General features: G+C 56.6%; 11 protein-coding genes and 2 pseudogenes. All 13 read left to right on the forward strand.

Annotated features, from left to right (window positions below; all coding sequences use genetic code 11):
* The first annotated feature begins 89 nt into the window (after positions 1-89).
* Complete coding sequence (traD, locus tag AC6I8P_RS23410) at positions 90-2,609, forward strand: type IV conjugative transfer system coupling protein TraD (RefSeq protein ID WP_498013341.1); 2,520 nt, start codon at positions 90-92, stop codon at positions 2,607-2,609.
* A complete protein-coding gene (gene mobF, locus AC6I8P_RS23415) occupies positions 2,606-8,077 on the forward strand; it encodes a MobF family relaxase (RefSeq protein ID WP_059012823.1) in 5,472 nt (1,823 codons plus the stop codon). Before traD ends, mobF begins: the two co-directional genes overlap by 4 nt.
* Positions 8,078-8,145: 68 nt before the next feature.
* Positions 8,146-8,943, forward strand: coding sequence for a DsbA family protein (locus tag AC6I8P_RS23420; protein ID WP_498013342.1), 798 nt, complete (start codon positions 8,146-8,148; stop codon positions 8,941-8,943).
* Between the two features lie 217 nt (positions 8,944-9,160).
* Positions 9,161-9,316: pseudogene (locus tag AC6I8P_RS23425) on the forward strand (phospholipase D family protein); the annotation flags it as partial.
* 143 nt (positions 9,317-9,459) lie between these two features.
* Positions 9,460-9,714 carry a replication regulatory protein RepA gene (locus tag AC6I8P_RS23430; protein WP_059013086.1) on the forward strand — a complete coding sequence of 85 codons (255 nt, stop codon included), beginning with the start codon at positions 9,460-9,462 and terminating at the stop codon, positions 9,712-9,714.
* 231 nt (positions 9,715-9,945) lie between these two features.
* A complete protein-coding gene (gene tap / locus AC6I8P_RS23435; protein WP_072217122.1) occupies positions 9,946-10,029 on the forward strand; it encodes a RepA leader peptide Tap in 84 nt (27 codons plus the stop codon).
* Positions 10,030-10,033: 4 nt separating this feature from the next.
* Positions 10,034-10,858: pseudogene (gene repA / locus AC6I8P_RS23440) on the forward strand (plasmid replication initiator RepA); the annotation flags it as partial.
* 1,019 nt (positions 10,859-11,877) lie between these two features.
* A complete protein-coding gene (locus AC6I8P_RS23445; RefSeq protein ID WP_153010222.1) occupies positions 11,878-12,078 on the forward strand; it encodes a hypothetical protein in 201 nt (66 codons plus the stop codon).
* An 85-nt stretch (positions 12,079-12,163) separates the two neighbouring features.
* The gene (locus AC6I8P_RS23450; protein WP_498013343.1) at positions 12,164-12,667 is read left to right on the forward strand and encodes a DUF2913 family protein; all 504 of its coding nucleotides are present in this window, start codon (positions 12,164-12,166) and stop codon (positions 12,665-12,667) included.
* Positions 12,668-12,898: 231 nt separating this feature from the next.
* Positions 12,899-14,041 carry an efflux RND transporter periplasmic adaptor subunit gene (locus AC6I8P_RS23455; RefSeq protein WP_498013344.1) on the forward strand — a complete coding sequence of 381 codons (1,143 nt, stop codon included), beginning with the start codon at positions 12,899-12,901 and terminating at the stop codon, positions 14,039-14,041.
* Positions 14,042-14,052: 11 nt separating this feature from the next.
* Positions 14,053-17,187 carry an efflux RND transporter permease subunit gene (locus AC6I8P_RS23460; protein ID WP_059012538.1) on the forward strand — a complete coding sequence of 1,045 codons (3,135 nt, stop codon included), beginning with the start codon at positions 14,053-14,055 and terminating at the stop codon, positions 17,185-17,187.
* Positions 17,184-18,593 (forward strand): efflux transporter outer membrane subunit, encoded by a 1,410-nt coding sequence (locus AC6I8P_RS23465; protein ID WP_195910942.1) that lies wholly within the window; start codon positions 17,184-17,186, stop codon positions 18,591-18,593. Before AC6I8P_RS23460 ends, AC6I8P_RS23465 begins: the two co-directional genes overlap by 4 nt.
* A gap of 39 nt (positions 18,594-18,632) precedes the next feature.
* On the forward strand, positions 18,633-19,247 hold the full coding sequence (locus AC6I8P_RS23470; RefSeq protein WP_059012537.1) for a TetR/AcrR family transcriptional regulator: 615 nt from the start codon (positions 18,633-18,635) through the stop codon (positions 19,245-19,247).
* Positions 19,248-19,286 lie beyond the last annotated feature (39 nt).

Consider the following 19,286-nt stretch of genomic DNA (forward strand, 5'->3'; position numbering starts at 1 on the left):
CGCACGGCCCCTCAGCCATTTTCTCCCCCTGCAACAGCCTGCCCGATTTCCCCGGGCGGGCTGCGCCTGCGCGCTTTCCGGAGTCTTCCATGAGTTTTACCCCTAAAAACCTCACCCGGGGTGGCCAGATGACGGCCTACCGCCTGCGCATGTTTACGCAGGTCAACGGCTGGATCAGCGGCTGGATACTGCTTTTCTACCTTCTGGTTACGGGTGCCGCGTTCTGGCTGGTCACGCCGGAGGATGCGCTACGCAACGGCTTCTGGTACGGGTGCGCCAGCCTGTTCAGCGGTTTTGTGCCTCTGATGAATCCGTCCGGGGCGGCGACCTGGGACGTGACCTGGCACTGTGGTACTGGCGCCCGGCTGTGTACGGCGAAACTGACGCTGGCGCAGCTGCTGACTGACCCGTGGATGCAGCAGCAGGGGGCCATCGTCCTTCAGAGCCTGCGGGTCTGTGCCGCCGCCTGCGGCGCGGCCTTCGCCGTTCTGCTGTGCGTGGTCTACTGGTACGTGGGGCGCATTGGCAGAAAGGAGAGCGAGGACGAGTTTATCTCGGGTATGACGCTCACCGATAAGCCGAAGGAGGTAAACCGGCTGCTGAAAAAGGCTGGCGAGAAGTCCGATCTGCAGATTGGCGGTCTGAACATGGTGAAGAACGCCGAGGTCATGAACTTTCTGATCCACGGCACCATCGGCGTCGGCAAGTCCACGCTCATCCGCTGGCTGCTGGACTATATCCGCCGGCGCGGCGACCGCGCGATCATATACGACTCCGGCGGCACCTTTATCGAGACGCACTACGACGAGCGGCTGGACAAAATCCTGAACGCGCACGACAGCCGCTGTGAAAACTGGGTGCTGTGGCGCGAGGCGCGCGACGTGGTGGACTACGAGAACATGACGGCGGCGCTGATGCCGGTGGAGGGCGACTCCGACCCGTTCTGGGTGTCGTCGTCGCGCACCATCTTCAGCGACACGGCCATGCAGTTTGCCTCACGCCCCGATCGCAGCATCGAGACGTTCCTGAAGACCTGCCTCTCGATTGATCTGAAAAGCCTGCGCGAGTTTCTCAAAAACACCCCGTCGGCCAACCTGGTCGAGGAAAAAATCGAGAAAACCGCCATCTCCATCCGCTCGGTGCTGACCAACTACGCCAAGTCGCTGCGCTACCTGCAGGGGCTGGATAAAGAGGGCAAACCGGAGTTCAGCATCCGCGAGTGGATGACCGACGCGCAGTATGACAGCAGTTGGCTGTTTATCTCCACCACAGCCCGCCACCGCAAGGCAGTGCGCCCGCTGATATCCATGTGGCTGTCGCTGGCCACCCTGCTGCTGCAGAGCATGGGGGAGAACAGCGACCGGCGCGTGTGGTTCGTCGGCGATGAGATTGCCAGCCTGCAGAAGATACCGGAGTTCAACGAAACGCTGGCCGAAGCGCGCAAGTTCGGCGGCTGCTTCGTGCTGGGCATCCAGAACATCCCGCAGCTGGTGCACATCTACGGCCGCGAGATGGCCAAAGCCATCCTGGACCTGCTCAACACCCGCGCCTACGGCCGCTCGCCGAGCGCCGAGGTGGCCAAAATGGTGGAAGAGGAGCTGGGACATCAGCGCCGGCGCGAGGCGCGCGAACAGAACAGCTACGGTCTCGACCAGATTCGGGACGGTATCTCCATCAGCAAGGACAAGGTCAACGAGCCCATCGTGGACTACGACCAGATTATGAAGATGCCCAACCTGCGCTTTTACGTGCGCCTGCCGGGCGAATATCCGGTGGTGAAGCTGAGCCTGAAGTACCGCAAACAGAAGAAATATCATCCGGCGCTGATGGAGCGCGACTTCCGTGACCGGCTGAGTCCCGAGCTCGAGCGCATCATCGAAAGCAACGAGCGCAGCGCCCGGGCGGCGGACATTTCGTTCCCGACCGGAGAGGAGTGGCTGGAAGGGGAGGACCGCGCTTCCGCGCCCGCACCGGTTAAACCTGCGGCTGCCTCGCCGTCCGCCGCGCCGGCAAAAGCTGACGTCCCCGTGACGACGCCGGAGCCGGCTACCGTGAGAGAGGTGAAGCCGTCTGTCGCACCGGGCCAGCCTGCTGTTCCCGCTACGCCTGCCCCCGACATAAGCGCATCGTCAGGGCCTTCTAACGTGCGACCGTTCCCGCGCCGCGAAGTAGTTCCGCGCGTCACTACGGTTCCGGCTGAATCATCCACACCTGCCATTGTCCCGGAGGGCGGTACCGTCACAGCACCGTCGGAAATCATCAGGGTTGTTTCCACGCCGGCACCGGCCAGGAAAGAGGCGGGTTCGCCGCTTTCTCCACTGGAGAGGATGAGAAGGCTCCAGAACAGCACATCAGGTAATGCAGAAACCGACAGCGAAGCCCCCGGACTGCACATGCAGATGGAAAAAGACGACGGGGGCCGGCTGACCGTGCGGCACATCAGCCCGCGTAAAACCGAACAGCAACGTGAGGAGGAGCGCGCCGCACAGCACGGCGACGCCAACGAGCGTATGGCCGACGACGAAAAAAACATCCTGCGACACCGCGACGACTACGCGGCGTACCAGGAGATGAGTGACAGCCTGGACCCGGGAGGATATGAACGATGATGACCGTTGCTCCGGTGGCCTCTGCCGCCGACGCTGCCGGCTACTACAGCAGCAAGGATAACTATTACTTTCTGGACGACATGCCCACCCAGTGGCTGGGGGAGGGCACGCGCGAGCTGGGGCTGGAAGGCCCGGTTGATCTCGATACTTTCACCGGAATTCTGCACGGCAGCCTCCCCAACGGTGTGGTACTGGGTAAGGACGTTCAGGGTGCACACGTGCACCGCCCCGGTCATGACTTTACCTTCTCGGCACCCAAGAGCGTCTCAATGCTGATCCTCGCCGGCGGCGATAAACGCCTGCTGGAGGCGCACCACGATGCGGTGAAAGAAACGCTGGCCATCATGGAACAGATGGTGAGCGCGCGCGACACGAAGGACGGCGTCACGCGCATCACGCCAACCGGAAAAATGGTCGCTGCGCTGTTCACGCACGACACTTCGCGTAACCTCGACCCGCAGATCCATACTCACGCAGTGGTGGCCAACGTGACGGAGCTGGACGGGAAGTGGAAAGCGCTGGCTACCGATGCGATCCACGGCGCCGGCTTCATCGAAACGGTGTACCGCAACCAGATAACGTACGGCAAAATTTACCGCAACCTGCTGAAAGGTAAGGCGGAGGATATTGGGTATGAAACGTTGCCCACCGGCGGCCGGCACGACCTGTGGGAAATAAAGGGCTTTACCGGGGAGGTGCTGGACGAATTCTCATCGCGCCATCGTGAAATTCATGCGCGTGCAGGCGAAGACGCTTCGCTGAAAAGCCGCGACGTGGCAGCGCTGGATACGCGCCAGCGCAAGCAGGATATCAGTCAGTATGGCGCAGACGAAACGGCACCGTTACGCACCCGGCAGGAACCGCCCGCCTCACCAGAGCTGGCTGTGAATGCGTCTGACAGAGTCCCTGAAGCAGGCACTGAGGCGACGTTAAAATCTGCAGTCCGGGAGCAGGAAGAGCCGATCGCTAAGCCGGAAACCGCAGACGGACGGGCCCGTCTGCGCGATCGCTGGCAGCGGCAGATGGACGACGTCGGTTTTGATCTTCAGGGCGTCATGAATGAAGCCCGCGAGCGTGAAAAATCCCGGCCTGATGCCGGAGAGGTGCAGGACGCGCCAGTGCAGGCGATGGAGGCGGTCCGCACCGCCATTTCCGTGCTGAGCGACAACAAAACGCGGTTTACCTATGGGGACATCCTGCTGACCGCACACAACGCCGGTGAACTGCAGAACAGCATTCCGGACCTGCGCAGGGCGCTGGATCAGGCGATTCATGACAACCTGCTCGTGCCTCTCAACGGTGATAAGGGCGTATTTACCTCGCACATTCACCTGCTGGATGAGCTGTCGGTGCAGTCGCTGGCGGCGGATATCCTGAAAGAGAACAGGGTGGTCAGTTTCAGCCTCACCGGCAGTCCGGTTCCCGGGCACCTTGAGCACGTGGCCCGGGCGCCCGCCGTTATCATCAGCGCACCGGCCTCAGTCGGCCGTCTGCGTGCGGTAACAGAAGAACTGGTGACAATGTCACGTGAACAGGGGCGTGAGGTCAGTGTATTGACCAGTTCAGCCGAGCGCGCACTCAGCTTTGCCAAATCACCGGCGCTCAAAGACCGGCTTCTCCACCGCAGCCGTATGCTTGATGGCACCTTCAGCCTTGCTCCCCAGAGTACGGTCATCGTGGAAAGTGCGGAAAAGCTCAGCCTGAAGGAAATGCTGGTGCTGACCGGAGAGGCTCAGCTGCAGAACGCGCAGCTGCTGTTTCTGGACAGCGCCGGACGGCAGTCAAACGCGAACGCACTGTCCGTGCTGACCGCAGCGGGGGTAGAACGTCAGAGCCTGAACGCACCGTCTGACGGTATTGAGGTCCGCGTGACCAGCATTCAGGACAAGCGAGAGCGCTATCGTGCACTCGCAGAGCGTTTTGCCGGAATGGACCCCGCAGCCGGTCCCGTGACGGCGGTTGTGGCCGGACTGCGTGAGCAGGCCCAGCTGACTGGTGTCATCCGGAATGCGCTGAAAGAAGCCGGACGACTGGGGGAGGCGCCGGTCAGCATTGTGGCGCGCACGCCGGTGTATATGACAGCAAAAGAGCGTCGCCTCCCTCAGACCTACCGCGCCGGTATGGTGCTGGAAGACAGGTCGGAGAAAAATGAAACGCGTCACTACGTCATTGACCGCGTACATGATGAAACCCGCATGCTCTCCCTGATTGACGGGGATGGTGTACTGTCCCGTGTAAAGCTCAGCGCACTTTCCGGTGACTGGCGCCTGTTTACACAGTCTCAGCTGGAGGTTGCTGCGGGGGAGCGACTGTTTGCGCTTGCCGGCGACAAAAACGCCGGGCTGAAGGCACGTGATCGCCTCACCGTCACGTCCGTTGAGAATGGCGCACTTGTCGTGCAGCGGGAGGGGCAGAAAAAGCCGCTGCGTATCGACCCGGCAAATCCGCTTTACGTTACATACGGCTACGTCAGTGCCCCCGGAAGCAGGGACAACGAGCACGGTACCGTGCTGGCCAGCCTCGGGGCTCAGGATCTGTCGGTCAACATGATTAACGCGCTGGCGCAGTCTGGCCATGAGGCCGATATATTTACCGGCGAAGCCCTGAGCCGGGCGGAAGAGAAGCTCGGCCGCCTGCGCTCAACACGCTCCCCGCTGTCTCTGGTCCGTCAGGCCAGCGGGAAGGAAGACGCCAGTGAGGCCATAGACACGCTCAGTACACAGCTGCTCTCTGACGCGCAGAAAGCCGTTACGCGCGGCGTCGCGCAGATGCGGGAGGTCGCTTTCTCCCGGACAAAACTGCTTGATGAGGCGCTGACGTTCTGTGGTGACCTGAAGCTCATCGAAAATGAAATTACCCGGCAGGTTAAGGAAGGTGATCTCATCGGGGTACAGACCAGCGCCGGGCCCCACTTCGTTGCGCGGTCCACATGGGAGATGGAAAAAGCCATCCTCGGTGAAATCGATCGGGGCAAAAACACACAGGTGCCGCTGATGGCACAGGTCGATTCGTCTCTCCTGTCAGGCCTGACGCAGGGGCAGAAAGAGGCCACCTCGCTTATTCTGGAGAGTCCGGACCGCTTTACGGCCGTGCAGGGGTATGCGGGCGTCGGTAAAACCACCCAGTTTAATGCGGTAAAGGCGGCTATTGATACCCTGCCGGCTGACGTGCGTCCGGTTATCGTCGGGCTGGGGCCGACTCACCGGGCGGTAAAAGAGATGGCGGGGACGGGCATTGATGCACAGACGCTTAAGTCGTTTGTACTGGACTGGCAGACGCGCAGCGCCGCCGGTGAGGACGTCCGCTACGACAATATGCTGTTTCTTATCGATGAGTCTTCCATGATCGGTAACCAGGACACCGCGGCGGCGTACCGCGCAATCGCTGCCGGCAATGGCCGTGCCGTGGCGGTGGGGGACATTGCGCAGCTGCAGTCGCCTGAAAGTGGCGCGCCGTTCCAGCTGATGCAGGAGCGGAGCCCGATCGACGTCGCAGTGATGAAGGAAATCGTGCGCCAGCGTGATACGGCGCTGAAGTCTGCGGTTTACAGCATCATCGGTAATGATTCCGCAGCGGCGCTGAGAAATATTGAAAGTGTCGCGCCAGACGTTGTACCCCGCCGGGCAGGTACGGTGGTACCTGGCGGATCAATTGTTCAGTCAGCAGACCCGGTGTCCAGCATTGTGGCTGACTTTATGAGCCGCACCGATGAGGCGCGGGAGCAGACCATGATCATGGTGCAGTTGCATGAAGACCGCAGAGCCATCAACGAGGGCATCCATAATGCGATGGTGGTGGCGAAAGAGCTGGGCGGGGAAGCCCGGACCGTCTCTGTTCTGGACCGGATTAATGGCGGTCGGCACGATTTTAACCGCATAAAGGACTGGGAAACCGGTCAGGTGGTTATGGCGAACCAGCGGTATCTGCATGTTACCGGCGTGGACCACGAAAATGGCAACGTCACCCTGCGGGATGAAGCGGGGCGCACGCACTACTGGTCGCCGCAGGAGCTTAACGCAATGGAAATCGAGGTTTTTGAACACCGTGAAATTGAGCTGCGCACCGGTGACAGCGTCCGCCTGAGTAAAACCCAGAAGCAGGCCGGTCACGCTGCGCACGAGCAATACCGCGTCGATGAACTGCGCGAAAACGGTGAGATTGTTCTGCGTAACGGCAGCGGGGTGAAGGTCATCGACCCGGCGACAGCGCTGGCAGACCGGCACGTGGATTACAGCTGGGCGGTCACCGGCTATGGTGCGCAGGGTGCCAGTGCCCGGTACTCGCTGGCGCTGGAGGGCGTGGAAGGTGCCCGTAAGCGGATGAGCGGCGCGCGGGCGTTTTATATCAACGTCTCACGCGCGAAGGACCATGTTCAGATTGTTACAGATGACAGAGCCGGCTGGATGGAGACGCTCGGCGTCCGAAAAAACGGACCGGCGACGGCGCATGACGCGCTTATGCCGGAGCCTGAGCGGGATCAGGCCCGGCGTATCTGGGCGATGGGGCAGGCCGCGTCGAAAACCGCAATTGGCCGCGCGTACCTGCGGTCAAACGGCCTCAGCGGCAGTCCCGTGACGGCACGTATCATCCCGCCGACGCGAAAGTTCCCTGAACCTCACCTGGCCCTGCCGGTGTTTGACGGTAACGGTAAACCGGCGGGCCTGACAATGGTTCCGCTGCGCCCCGGAAGCGGTGACGTCGATCGGGGGGCCGAGCGGCGTATCGTCACCGACGGCGCGCAGGCCGCACTTGTACAGAAAAGCCGGAACGGAGAAACACTTGTGGTGGCCACGCTGGAAGAGGCGCTCAGCGCGGCGCGAAAATACCCGACATCCGGCATTCTGCTGAAGACCGGGGACGCCGCTCCGTCTCCGCAGCTGCTGAAGGTTTCCGGCGGCCTGGAGCCGCTCGCCGGGGCGGCGGTGGAAGAGGCGGTCAGAAGCCTGCAGAGCCCGCCGCCTGTTCCGGATGAACCGGTCACGCCGGCGGCATCCGCCGGTATTGGCGACGAGACCATCAGAGACCTCGTCAGGCAGGACGTGCATCAGCCTGATGTGCCGGACGCGCCGGAGGTGCAGATCAGCGTCAGAGACGGGCGGGCAGACGTGGCGGCAGAGGAAAAGCTCGCCGCAGACCTCAGCCGTGCAGTTCCACAGGAGGCGGCTGACATTGAGCAGCCTGTGGACCCTGTCGCGAAGCCTGCCGTGGCCGAAACGGACCTGGCCGGCCGGGTTCTGGAAGGCAGCCGGCAGGCTTATCCGGAGGTCAGGATGCCGGAGGAGAGCCGGGAGCAGCCGGTGCCTTCAGGAAAAGGAGAATCAGAACTGGCAACAGAGCTTGCCGCAGGTTCGCGGACGGACAAAGAGATTGCGGCGGGGATCAGCATGCCGGCTCAGCACGAGGGGCCCGAGCGCCTGCCGCCCGAACTTTCTCACGAACCGTCCCGGAACATACAAAAAGAACGTTAATTACTGCGGCCCGCCCTGTGCGGCCGCCTCACCTTCCGCCTGCCCCGCGCAGGCATGCGAGAGAAATCATGAAACAGATCCTGAAACTGGCCGCCATTGCGCTGGCCATGAGCACCGCTTTGCCGTCAGCAGCATCAGACGCGGCCGGGGATGCAGAGTTTACCCCCGCGCAGCAGGCCCGCATTGGTGAAATTGCCGCTGACTACCTGGTGGCTCACCCCGACGTGCTCATTGAGGTGAGCAAAAAGCTGCAGGCGCGCCAGCAGGCCCTGCAGCAGCAGGCTTACGTGCAGTCAGTGCTGAAGGCCCACCGTCTGCTGATGCAGCTCGACGGCGTACCGGTTAAGGGGCCGGCGGATTCGAAGGTCATCGTTACGGAGTTCTTTGACTACGAATGCATCGCCTGCAGCATGATGGCGCCGGTGATGGAAAAGGTGATGGCCGCCAACGCCGGCGTACGCTTTGCCTTCCGCGACTGGACCATCTTTGCCGCACGCTATCCGGAATCGACGCTGGCCTCGCACCGCGGGCTGGGTATTTACCGCAGGCAGGGTGCGGAGGCCTACATGGCCTTCCACAACGGGATTTACCGGACCGGCCACAACGAGGGGAAGCTCACGGCAGAGGATATTGAAAAGGTGGCCACGGCCGCCGGCGCAGGTGCCGCTTCCGGTGATGACCGTGCCGCTTCCGACAGGCTCATTGAAAACAACGACGCGCTGGCGGAGATGCTGAGACTGACCGGCACGCCGGGGATTATCGTTATGCCTGCAGAGAATGCCTCGGCAGACAACACCACCGTCATCCCCGGCGTCGTCAGCGGGGACGTCCTGCAGCTGGCCATCAATCGCGCCGCCGGCAGCTAAAAAAAGCCCGGTGCAGAACCGGGCAACCAGCAGCGCCGGCATTATCAGAATGGTTTCACTGCCGGCGCGTGAGGGGGTATCGGCCATCCCGCCAGAACCTTTACCCCCTGACGGCCACGTCATTCAGGCTGTTCGTTCCTCGCGCCGCTGCGGTACGCCTCAGCCTGACCGCCCTGCCCGTCGCCTGAATGGCGATCGTCCGCGATCGTTCCGCTGAATAAGTACGGGCTCGTTCAATTACACCCGCAGCGCGGCGGAATCGAACTCCGAGAAAGCGCTGGTTGTGCGCGGCGTACCGGCACTGACGCAGACCTACCTGGCGCACTGGCAGTCACGATGGGACGGTGGTAAAGACTGGCAATCATCTTACTGACCAGCAGAAATAAGATTTTCTTCGCTTCCAGGTGAGATACGCGCCAACGTATCTCACACCTCTGCACAAAGTTAAGTCGCTGATTTAAGAGATCTGTAGTATTCTCTGCCAAATTCTCTCTGAATTTAGTGGAGGAGGCAGAGATGTCGCAGTCAGTTAACGCAGTCACTTCCTCGTTAGGATCTAAACGCCCTTATCGTAAAGGTAACCCTTTAAGCGCGTCTGAAAAGCAGCAGGCAGCTGTGGCCAGAAAAAAGCTGACGCACAAAGAGCTCAAGATCTTCGTGCGAAATCCGATTAAAGACAGGCTTTTGATTGAGTGTGAAAAGGAAGGCGTAACTCAGGCTGAGTACATCGAGCGTCTTTTACAAAAAGCGTTTAATGACAACGATGAATAGGTAATGGTATTACTTTCTTGTCGTATGTCAGTTGAAGTGATAGATTGCAAACCGTAAAGAATTCTGGCGGGCCACGCCGAAAGGTGGCAAAGGACTGGTACTGACTGATTAGTTAAGGCCAGAAAAAACGAAACCCCGATAATCTTCCTCAGTTTGGCGACTAGGTAGAAGACTAACGGGGCCCACTTATTCTGCATAGAAGCTGTTGCTCTATGCGGGGAGTATAGTTTCATGCCCGGAAAACTGCAATACCTTCTGAGCCTGCTCCTTCTGTGCAACATAAGCGCAGGAAGGCGTGGCTTAGCAACTTACTGAAAGCACTTCATTTTACCGGCAGGTAAAAAATCCGAATCCGGAGTTCATTCCGGAAAAAGGCAAAAAAACGCTGCCGTTCTGCGAAAAAATCCGTGAAAAGGCGGCCGGCTTTACGCGGCGCATGGAGTTTCAGACGCTCGTTGCGATGTCTATCGCCCGCCCGCCGGAGCTGCGCATGCGGGCCCTGGAAGCCTCGCTGCAGGCGCTTTGCCACTACTTCAATCCGCTGGTCAACCGCGTGGGTGCCTCGCTCACGACCATGAGCATCCGCTGCGGGCTGGCCACCGAGAAGAAACGTCTCTCGATCACCCGATTTACCGGCGCCGTGCAGTTCATGGCCCAGCTGAAACTCCTCACCTACAACACCGAATACGATAAAGAAATCGGCTGCAATATTCCGACCGACATCACCTTTACGCCGCTGATGTGGCAGGTACTGGACGTCTCCGAGGAGGCTGTCGCCGCCGCCCGCCGCAGCCGCATCGAGTGGGAAAACCGTCAGCGCGAGAAGAAAGGTCTGCCGCGCGCCGGCGCTGACGAACTTATCAGTGCCGCCTGGGCGTTTGTGCGCGAACGCTTCCGCGAATGCCAGAAGTCGCGCCGTGAACACGGCATGAAGCGTCATCGCGCCCGGAAGGATGCGCCACGTACCCGGAAAGATATCGAGCAGCTGGTTCGCCTGCAGATCCAGAAAGAAATCCGTAACGGCCGCTTTTTTGGCGGGCTCGATGCGGTGCGAGCGGAGATAGATCGCCGCGTTACGGAACGCATGAAGCTCTCGCGTGGCCATTATGCGAGGCTGTCTGACGATCTTCTGGTCACAACCTGACGGCTGCTGATACTCGTCTGAATCATCTGGCGCACAGCGTCGGCTTTGCCCTGCCTGAAATCCGGCCTTTCTGGCCATCCTGACCACCTTTCTGTCCCTTTTACAACTATCCGGTTCGCGCCGGAGGCCTTCGCACGCCTGTTGAAAAAAAAACTGAGTAAATATTGTCCAAGTCAGTCGCTTGCACTGCGTACTTTTCTGCGATCGGGCGCACAGAAAATCACCCGTTCCGCTGACCGCCATCGCGAGACCATGCAATCCTGAGTTATCCACAATAACCACGAGAGGGTAAGTAAATTATCTTCTGCCCGGACAGGCTTTTAACCACTAATCGAAATTTTCACAAACCGCGATGATCCTTTTAAAAACCCGATCTCCTTTCTTTTAAAAAAAGGTATTACTTACTTTTAAATATAAAACCTATTCGGCACCCGTCCTGTGGACAGGTCAAAAAGGCCTTCGCCTGCAGCGGCCGTAAACGTCCGCGCCGCTCAGAATCTGAAGCACCTCCCGCTGACGCGGGCCCCTTCTGAGCAGTTAGTTACAACAGACAAAGAATTCACTGTAATCAGCCAGCTCTGAACCATCCAGCCCCTCTCAGACCGGACCCGCGCCGTACCTGAAGCCCGGTTGCCCCCACTGACCAGCCCCGGCCGCCCGGCCCGGAGGGCCGGAACTGCAGTGGCTGATAAATGGGTGTTGTAACTATAAGACTAGCACCGCTGTAAGTAGTGCGGCGGGTCCTTTCTTTCGTCTCCGACCATCTGACTTCCGTGCGCCTGACAGGCCGCTGCTTAAACGGCGTCGTTCAGGGGGGAGTTCGCCACCATCAGCCCGGTAACCGGCTCCGCCGGACTCATGGATCAGTGCTGTCATGAACGGTTTGTGCTACCTCCATGCCGCTCACTCATCATTTACAGGAAGGGCTGCGCACTGCTCGCCCGTCCGGCTACGTCTGAGAGATATGTGTTATTTAGATGACTCAACAACAGCACGGGGAACTGGAGAGGGTTTACACCATGAGCGACGCCGTGTTCATGGCTATGGCCGGCGACGGTCTTGAACCCCCCCGGCGGCGGATTGCCGGATTTATCCGCGTAGAACTGACCAGAACGCAGGCATGGTCGCCAGAGATGGAAACGACCATGCTGAGTGCGATCGAGACGCTGGAAATCTATCCTGACCAGGACATCGTGGAGAGACACCGCGACGGCGATTAAGGGTTTCTGTGAGGGCGGCGGATGTTATGAAATGCCGGGTTTCAGGGCCACTTTTTTCTGTGGTCCGGCATGAAGGATGCGGCTTATGGATAACAACAGCCTGAACGTCAGTCATCTCGCCTGGTGCGGGCTGATTGCGCTGCATACCGCCCGCCGCGACGGGCTCATGACGTCACCCGCGCAGAGCAACCTGTTTCTGACCCGCTTGCTGGCCACCGCCGAAAAACAGCGCCGCTTTCCCCGGGCGCTGGTGAGCGACATAAGCTGGCTGCTGGAGGAGGGGCGGGAAAAGGGCCTGCGCGCCGTGAAGCTCACCGGCTGGATCTATATGATGCTGTCAGAAAACGAATGGAGCGGCCGCCGCCAGCTGCGGCTCAGCCCGTCCGTTTCCGGTATTTACCTCCGGCGCAGCTCACTGGATAACGGCTTTGACGAACGCGGACGGCAGCATAGTCCCTTGGACGCGCGCATCACCGGCGAGCTTCCCGCGCTCGATAAGCTTCTGCAGCGTTCGGGTTGGCGACTCGAGGCGGCCGGAGGAGCTGCACCACCTGCTTGCGGACGAATTCAGCACAGAATTAAGCCATGACAAGAAATCTCTGACAGACATAGAAGCCTTCGCATTCTTGCCGAAGATGACCATCCTGCAAACCGTTTGTTTCTACGACATCAATTATTTTTCATTGTGTTTGCTGGTGAGCGAATACTCCTCAAACCATTCCAGATGTAAATGTTTCGTAATGACATTGATCTTCTGTTGATTCAGGTTGAGAATGATCATTCTCAAAAAAGAGAACAACAAATCTCAAACAGGTAACTTATGAAGCTTAGATTGATGTTGTTATGCCTGAGTCTGATGGTCACCGCATGTGACAACCAGGAAAAAAGTAAAAATAAACAGGGTGATGTTTTAGATGTTGACGTCATCACGCTCCAGTCTCAGCCCGTAGCGGTATCTATGTCTTTGCCGGGCAGAACTACTGCGATAAGAACTGCAGAAGTGCGGCCTCAGGTAAGCGGCATCATTCTCAAGCGTCTTTTCAGAGAGGGAAGTGAAGTTAAAGCAGGTGACCAGCTTTATCAGATAGATGCCTCTACCTATGAGGCAAGCCTGGAAAAAGTAAAAGCACAAAAAGTAAACGCTGAATTCGTGCTTAATCGCTACCGATCGCTAATTAAATCAAACGCGGTCAGCAAGCAGACTTATGACGAGGCCGTTTCTGATTACGCTCAGGCTGAGGCTGATCTCAAGACAGCCCAAATTAATCTGGATTACACCAGGGTGAGAGCCCCCATAAGTGGGCGGATAAGTCGGTCATCTGTTACCGAAGGCGCTCTGGTGACTGACGGGCAAAGCGATGCGCTGGCAACCATCACGCAGACTGACCCAATATACGTCGATGTCAGTCAGTCCTCTAGTGATCTGCTGAAGCTACGTCGCGCACTGGCCACGGGGCAGCTGAAGGCAGTCAGTCCTCATGAAGCTGCGGTCCAGCTGACACTTGAAGACGGAACGGCTTATAACCACGAAGGAAAGCTGGAGTTTTCTGAAGTGAATGTTGATGAAGGGACCGGTACAGTGACCCTCCGTGCACAGTTTCCTAACCCTGATAATGTCCTGCTTCCCGGCATGTTTGTTCACAGCACTATCCTGCAGGGTGTTGAACAGGCGGGTATTCTCGTCCCCCAGTCTGCCATCATGAGAGATAACAAGGGTAACCCTTATGTATTTGTCGTGGATGATAAAAATCAGGCTAAACAGCAAGCGGTCTCAACCGGTCAGATGACAAATGGTCAGTGGCAGATCACTGATGGGCTTAAAACTGGCCAGCAGGTAATTGTCTCCAATCTTCAGAGTATTTCTGCCGGCGTAAAAGTTAAAACCAGCGAGTACAAAAAACCTGAGCAGAAAAGTTCTGATTCGACAATCTCTCTCTCCATGACAGATCCGTCAGCACAATAACAGAGGGCTTTATGTCAAAGTTTTTCATTATGCGCCCTGTTTTTGCCTGGGTGCTGGCAACATTAATTATGGTTGCCGGAGTGATGTCTATCTCAGGCCTGTCCATCAACCAGTATCCGAATATCGCACCTCCGGCGATTTCCGTTTCTGTCACCTATCCAGGCGCCAGCGCCGAGACAGTACAGGAAACGGTTGTTCAGGTGATTGAGCAACAGCTGACGGGTATTGATAACCTCCGTTATCTCGAATCAAACAGTAACAGTGATGGCAGTGCTTCTATCATTGCCACCTTCAATCAGGGAACAGACCCCGACATTGCACAGGTTCAGGTGCAAAATAAAGTCTCTGTCGCAGAAACATCTCTGCCGACTGAAGTGACTGAACAGGGCGTGACGGTCGCCAAGTATCAGGCAAATTTTATGATGGTACTGGGCCTGGTTTCAAAGGACGGAAAATTATCCGATGCTGACCTGAGTGATATTTTAGTTTCAAAAATGCAAGATCCCATCGCCCGAACCAAAGGCGTTGGCGACTTCATGGTCATGGGAGCGGAATACGCTATGCGTATATGGCTCGACCCGTCGAAACTGTTTAAATATGGTCTGAACCCAAGCGACGTCAGCACTGCTATCAAAAATCAGAACACCCAGGTTTCATCAGGTAAGATTGGTGGTCTGCCAACCGCCCCGGGTACTCAACTGAGCGCGTCAATTATCAGTAAAACCCGCTTTACTTCTGTTGAGCAGTTCAGAAATGTTCTTCTTAAGGTAAATCGCGATGGCTCACAGGTGCGCCTGAAAGACGTCGCCTCAGTTGACCTGGGACCAGAAGATTACAGCATCTCCTCTACCTATAACGGGCGGCCTTCAACAGGCATTGCGCTGCGTCTCGCTACGGGTTCCAATATTCTTGAAACTGTCAATGCGGTTCGTGCGACCGTAGACAGACTGAAAACCACACTGCCTGATAACGTTGAAATCGTTTACCCTTACGACACGTCACCTGTGGTCAGCGCCTCCATTCATGAGGTTGTGAAAACGCTGATTGAGGCGATTATCCTCGTGTTCTTTGTCATGCTGATATTCCTCCAGAATTTCCGCGCAACCATCATTACCACGATGGTCGTACCGGTCGTGCTGCTGGGTACTTTCGGTGTGCTTTATGCCTGCGGTTACACCATTAATACCCTGACCATGTTCGGTATGGTTCTCGCTATAGGACTGCTGGTTGATGACGCAATCGTTGTGGTGGAAAACGTAGAGAGGGTAATGGAAGAAGAGGGGCTCCCACCGAAAGAGGCCACTATCAAGTCCATGCAGCAGGTACAGAGTGCACTGTTTGGTATTGCCATGGTGCTTTCTGCTGTATTACTGCCTATGGCCTTCTTCAGCGGATCTACAGGTATTATCTATCGTCAGTTCTCTATTACCATTGTTTCGGCAATGGCCCTTTCAGTGCTGATTGCGCTGATTTTTACCCCAGCCCTGTGCGCCACTTTCCTTAAGCCCGTCCAGCATGACAAAAAGAAAAATGGTTTTGCCGGCTGGTTCAACAGAAATTTTGATCGCGGAACAATCCATTACACCCGCAGCGTCAGGCACGTTATTCATCGCCGCGGCATCTTCATGATTGTTTATCTCGGCATTGTGGCAGGAACCTGCTTCCTCTTTACCAGGCTACCCACCACTTTCCTGCCGGATGAAGACCAGGCCGTAATGATGGTTCAGACAACGCTGCCTCAGAATGCCAGCGCAGAGCGAACTCAAAAAGTCATTTCCGAGCTCAATGATTATTTCCTAAAGGATGAGAAGGATTCTGTAGACTCAGTTTTCTCCGCAAATGGATTCAGCTTTGCCGGCCGGGGCCAGAACAGTTCCATATCTTTTGTGAAGCTGAAAACCTGGTCTGAGCGTTCAGACGCGAATCAGAAGGTTCAGGCCCTGGCCAGCCGTACGATGGCTCATTTTGCCAATAATCCAGATGCAAAAGTGATAGCCATGGTCCCTCCTGCCGTGATGGAACTCGGCAACAGTACCGGGTTTGACATGTACCTTGAGGATGAAAATAACCAGGGACATGACGCGCTGATGGCCGCTATGAATAAATTCCTTGATCTCGCCTCTAAAGATAAGCGGCTTTCAATGGTCAGGCATAATGGCATGGCTGATGAGGCCGAGTATCACCTGAGTATCGATGAGGAAAAAGCAAACGCGCTTGGCGTAAGCAGCTCTGACATTGATGACACGCTCTCAGCAGCTTGGGGATCAAGCTATGTAAATCAATTTCTTTATAACGGTCGCGTTAAGGACGTCTATATCCAGGGTAGGGCATCTTCGCGCATTACGCCTGATGATATGAATAAATGGTACGTCAAGAACGATGAGGGCAAAATGGTCCCGTTCTCTGCATTTGGTCGTGGAGAGTGGCAGTATGGCTCGCCTCGTTACGAGCGCTTTAATGGCGTTTCGGCGGTAAACATACAGGGCTCCCCAGCTGATGGCTACAGCAGCGGTGATGCGGTCAGTGCGGTTGAAGAAATCGCGAAACAGCTGCCCGAGGGTTACAAAGTTGGGTGGCACGGTCTGTCCTACGAAGAGCAAATGTCAGGATCTCAGACGACAGCCCTTTACCTGCTGTCAGTGCTGATCGTTTTCCTCTGCCTTGCCGCGCTGTATGAAAGCTGGTCTATCCCTCTGTCTGTCATGCTCGTGGTTCCGCTGGGTATTCTGGGAACGGTCAGTGCCATGCTGATGCGAGACCTGCAGAATGACGTATTTTTCCAGGTGGGTTTGCTGACAACTGTCGGGCTTGCGGCCAAAAATGCCATCCTTATTGTCGAATTTGCCAAAGAGCTCCATGAGCGTGACGGAAAGGATCTGGTAGAGGCTGCCGTTGAGGCTGCGAAGCTGCGTATTCGCCCCATCATCATGACCTCGATGGCCTTTATTCTGGGCGTACTCCCGCTCACAATCTCGAGTGGCGCAGGTGCGGGCAGTCAGCACTCTATTGGTACGGCGGTGATCGGGGGCATGATCTCGGCCACCTTCCTGGCCATCTTCTTCGTTCCGATGTTCTACGTCCTGGTTATGAAAATATCTCAGCGTCTGTTTAAAAAATCATCTCAGGTAGAGGCTTCAGCCCAATGATCAACTTCGCGCATTTTAAACTGGCTGCCTTACCGGCTCTGGTCGTTATGGTCACGTCTGGCTGCACACTTCAACCCGAATACAAAAGGCCTGAAGTGCCCGTGACCAAAGAGTGGAATGATAAATCCACACATGGCGCCGGCGCATCTGAACTGGCATGGTCAGAGTTTTTCTCTGACCCCACCCTGCGCCAGCTCATCACCCTGGCGCTTAAAAACAACAGCGATCTGAAGGTCGCTGCTCTCAACGTGGAATCGGCCAGGGCGCAGTATGGCGTGACCCGCGCAGATTTGTTTCCGTCAGTAGATGCCAGCCTGACTAAAACAGCTGAACATCTGCCGGGCGGCCTTTATTCAACACAGACAACAGGCCCTGTAACTTATCAGCAGTACGAAGGAAATCTTGCCGTAAGCTCCTGGGAACTCGATTTTTTCGGCAGGATACGCAGCCTTAAAGATGAGGCTCTTGAAACTTATTTATCATACGAAGCAACGCGGCAGGCGACACAACTGTCGCTGATTGCCGAGGTCGCAGAAGCTTACATAACGCTTTGTGCCGATGCAGATCTGAAGAAAGTGGCAGAAGATACGGCCGGAAGTCAGCAGGAGTCATTGAAGCTTGCGCAGCAGAAATTTGCTGCCGGTATCGTCACTGAACAGGACGTGCTGCAGGCGGAGACCTCAGTTAAAAGCGCAGAAGCGGACGTTTCACAATACGAGAGACAGCGTCGGCAGGCGGCTAATGCGCTGCAGCTGTTGCTCGGCACACCGCTGCCGGCTGGGGTGGCTGAAAACGCCACGCTTGAAAAGCGCTGGGTCTTCCCTGAGCTGGAATCCGGATTACCTTCAGATGTTCTTACCCGCAGACCTGACGTCATCGCGGCCGAGCATACATTAAAAGCAGCTAACGCCAATATTGGTGCTGCGCGAGCGGCGTTCTTTCCCAGCATAAGCCTGACGGCGTCTGGCGGCTCTGCATCCTCCAGTCTGAGCAAGCTGTTTGATGGGGGGACCGGAGCGTGGAGCTTCGGCCCTTCCATCAATATCCCGATATTTGAAGGCGGAAAGAACAGGGCCAACCTCGATGTCGCTGAAGTGTCGAAGCGGACAGAGATTGTTAACTATGAAAAGGCGATCCAGCAAGCCTTCAAAGAGGTTTCAGACGCATTAAGCGGAATGGCAACATACGATGCCGAGGTCCGGTCAAGGAAAGAAAATCTTGAGGTCAACACCCGAAATTATCAGCTGGCCGCACTCCGTTATAACAATGGCGCGGATGATTATCTGCAGGTGTTAACTGCTCAGCGTTCCCTGTATTCTGCAAGGCAAAATTACCTGAGCACCTTAGCAGACTCTCTTGACCAGAAGATCACTCTGTACAAAGTGCTTGGAGGAGGCTGGAAGTAAATCTGCCCTGGCCTGCGCGACATAGAAAAGGAGTTAGAAATGAAGCCAGAAACTGCCCATCTGAAAAGACAGGCACGCCATAAAATTATCCTGGATGCAGCAAGGCGATGCCTTGAGGAAAAGGGTCTTCATGGCACGCCGATGGCCTATGTAGCCAATGAGGCCGGACTCAGCGTCGGACAGGTTTATCGCATCTTTGACAGCAAAGAGGAGATTATTGAGGAAATCGTTTCTGAAATAACCTCCGCTCGCATCAAACGAATGTTGGATGAAAATCACGACTTTTATGATAAAGCGAGAATTCTTTCTGGACTTAGCTTCACCTATTCTGACAGCCGGCAGGATGACTATCTGCTGATGGAGATTAACGCTGAGTCAACCCGAAATCCCCGTCTCAGGCAGATACTGAAAAAAGCTGATGACAGGCTGAAGCAGGAAGGCGGAAAGCTGATACGTAATTCACATCCTCAGATGAGTGAAAAAAACGCCCAGGTTATTTCGGAATTTATTGCTGTGCTGACAGAGGGAGCATTGTACCGTCAGGGGCTTCAGGATCAGTTCGCTTATAAAACCGAAATGCGTGATTTATACCTTACGGTGTTTGATTTTATTTTCCATAAGAACCCCCTAAACAATGAACCTCCTTCTGAATAATTATTAACTGCAGGGGGGAATTCAAACCGGTAATATGAA

It is taken from the genome of gamma proteobacterium symbiont of Lampromicra miyakona (assembly GCF_059730895.1).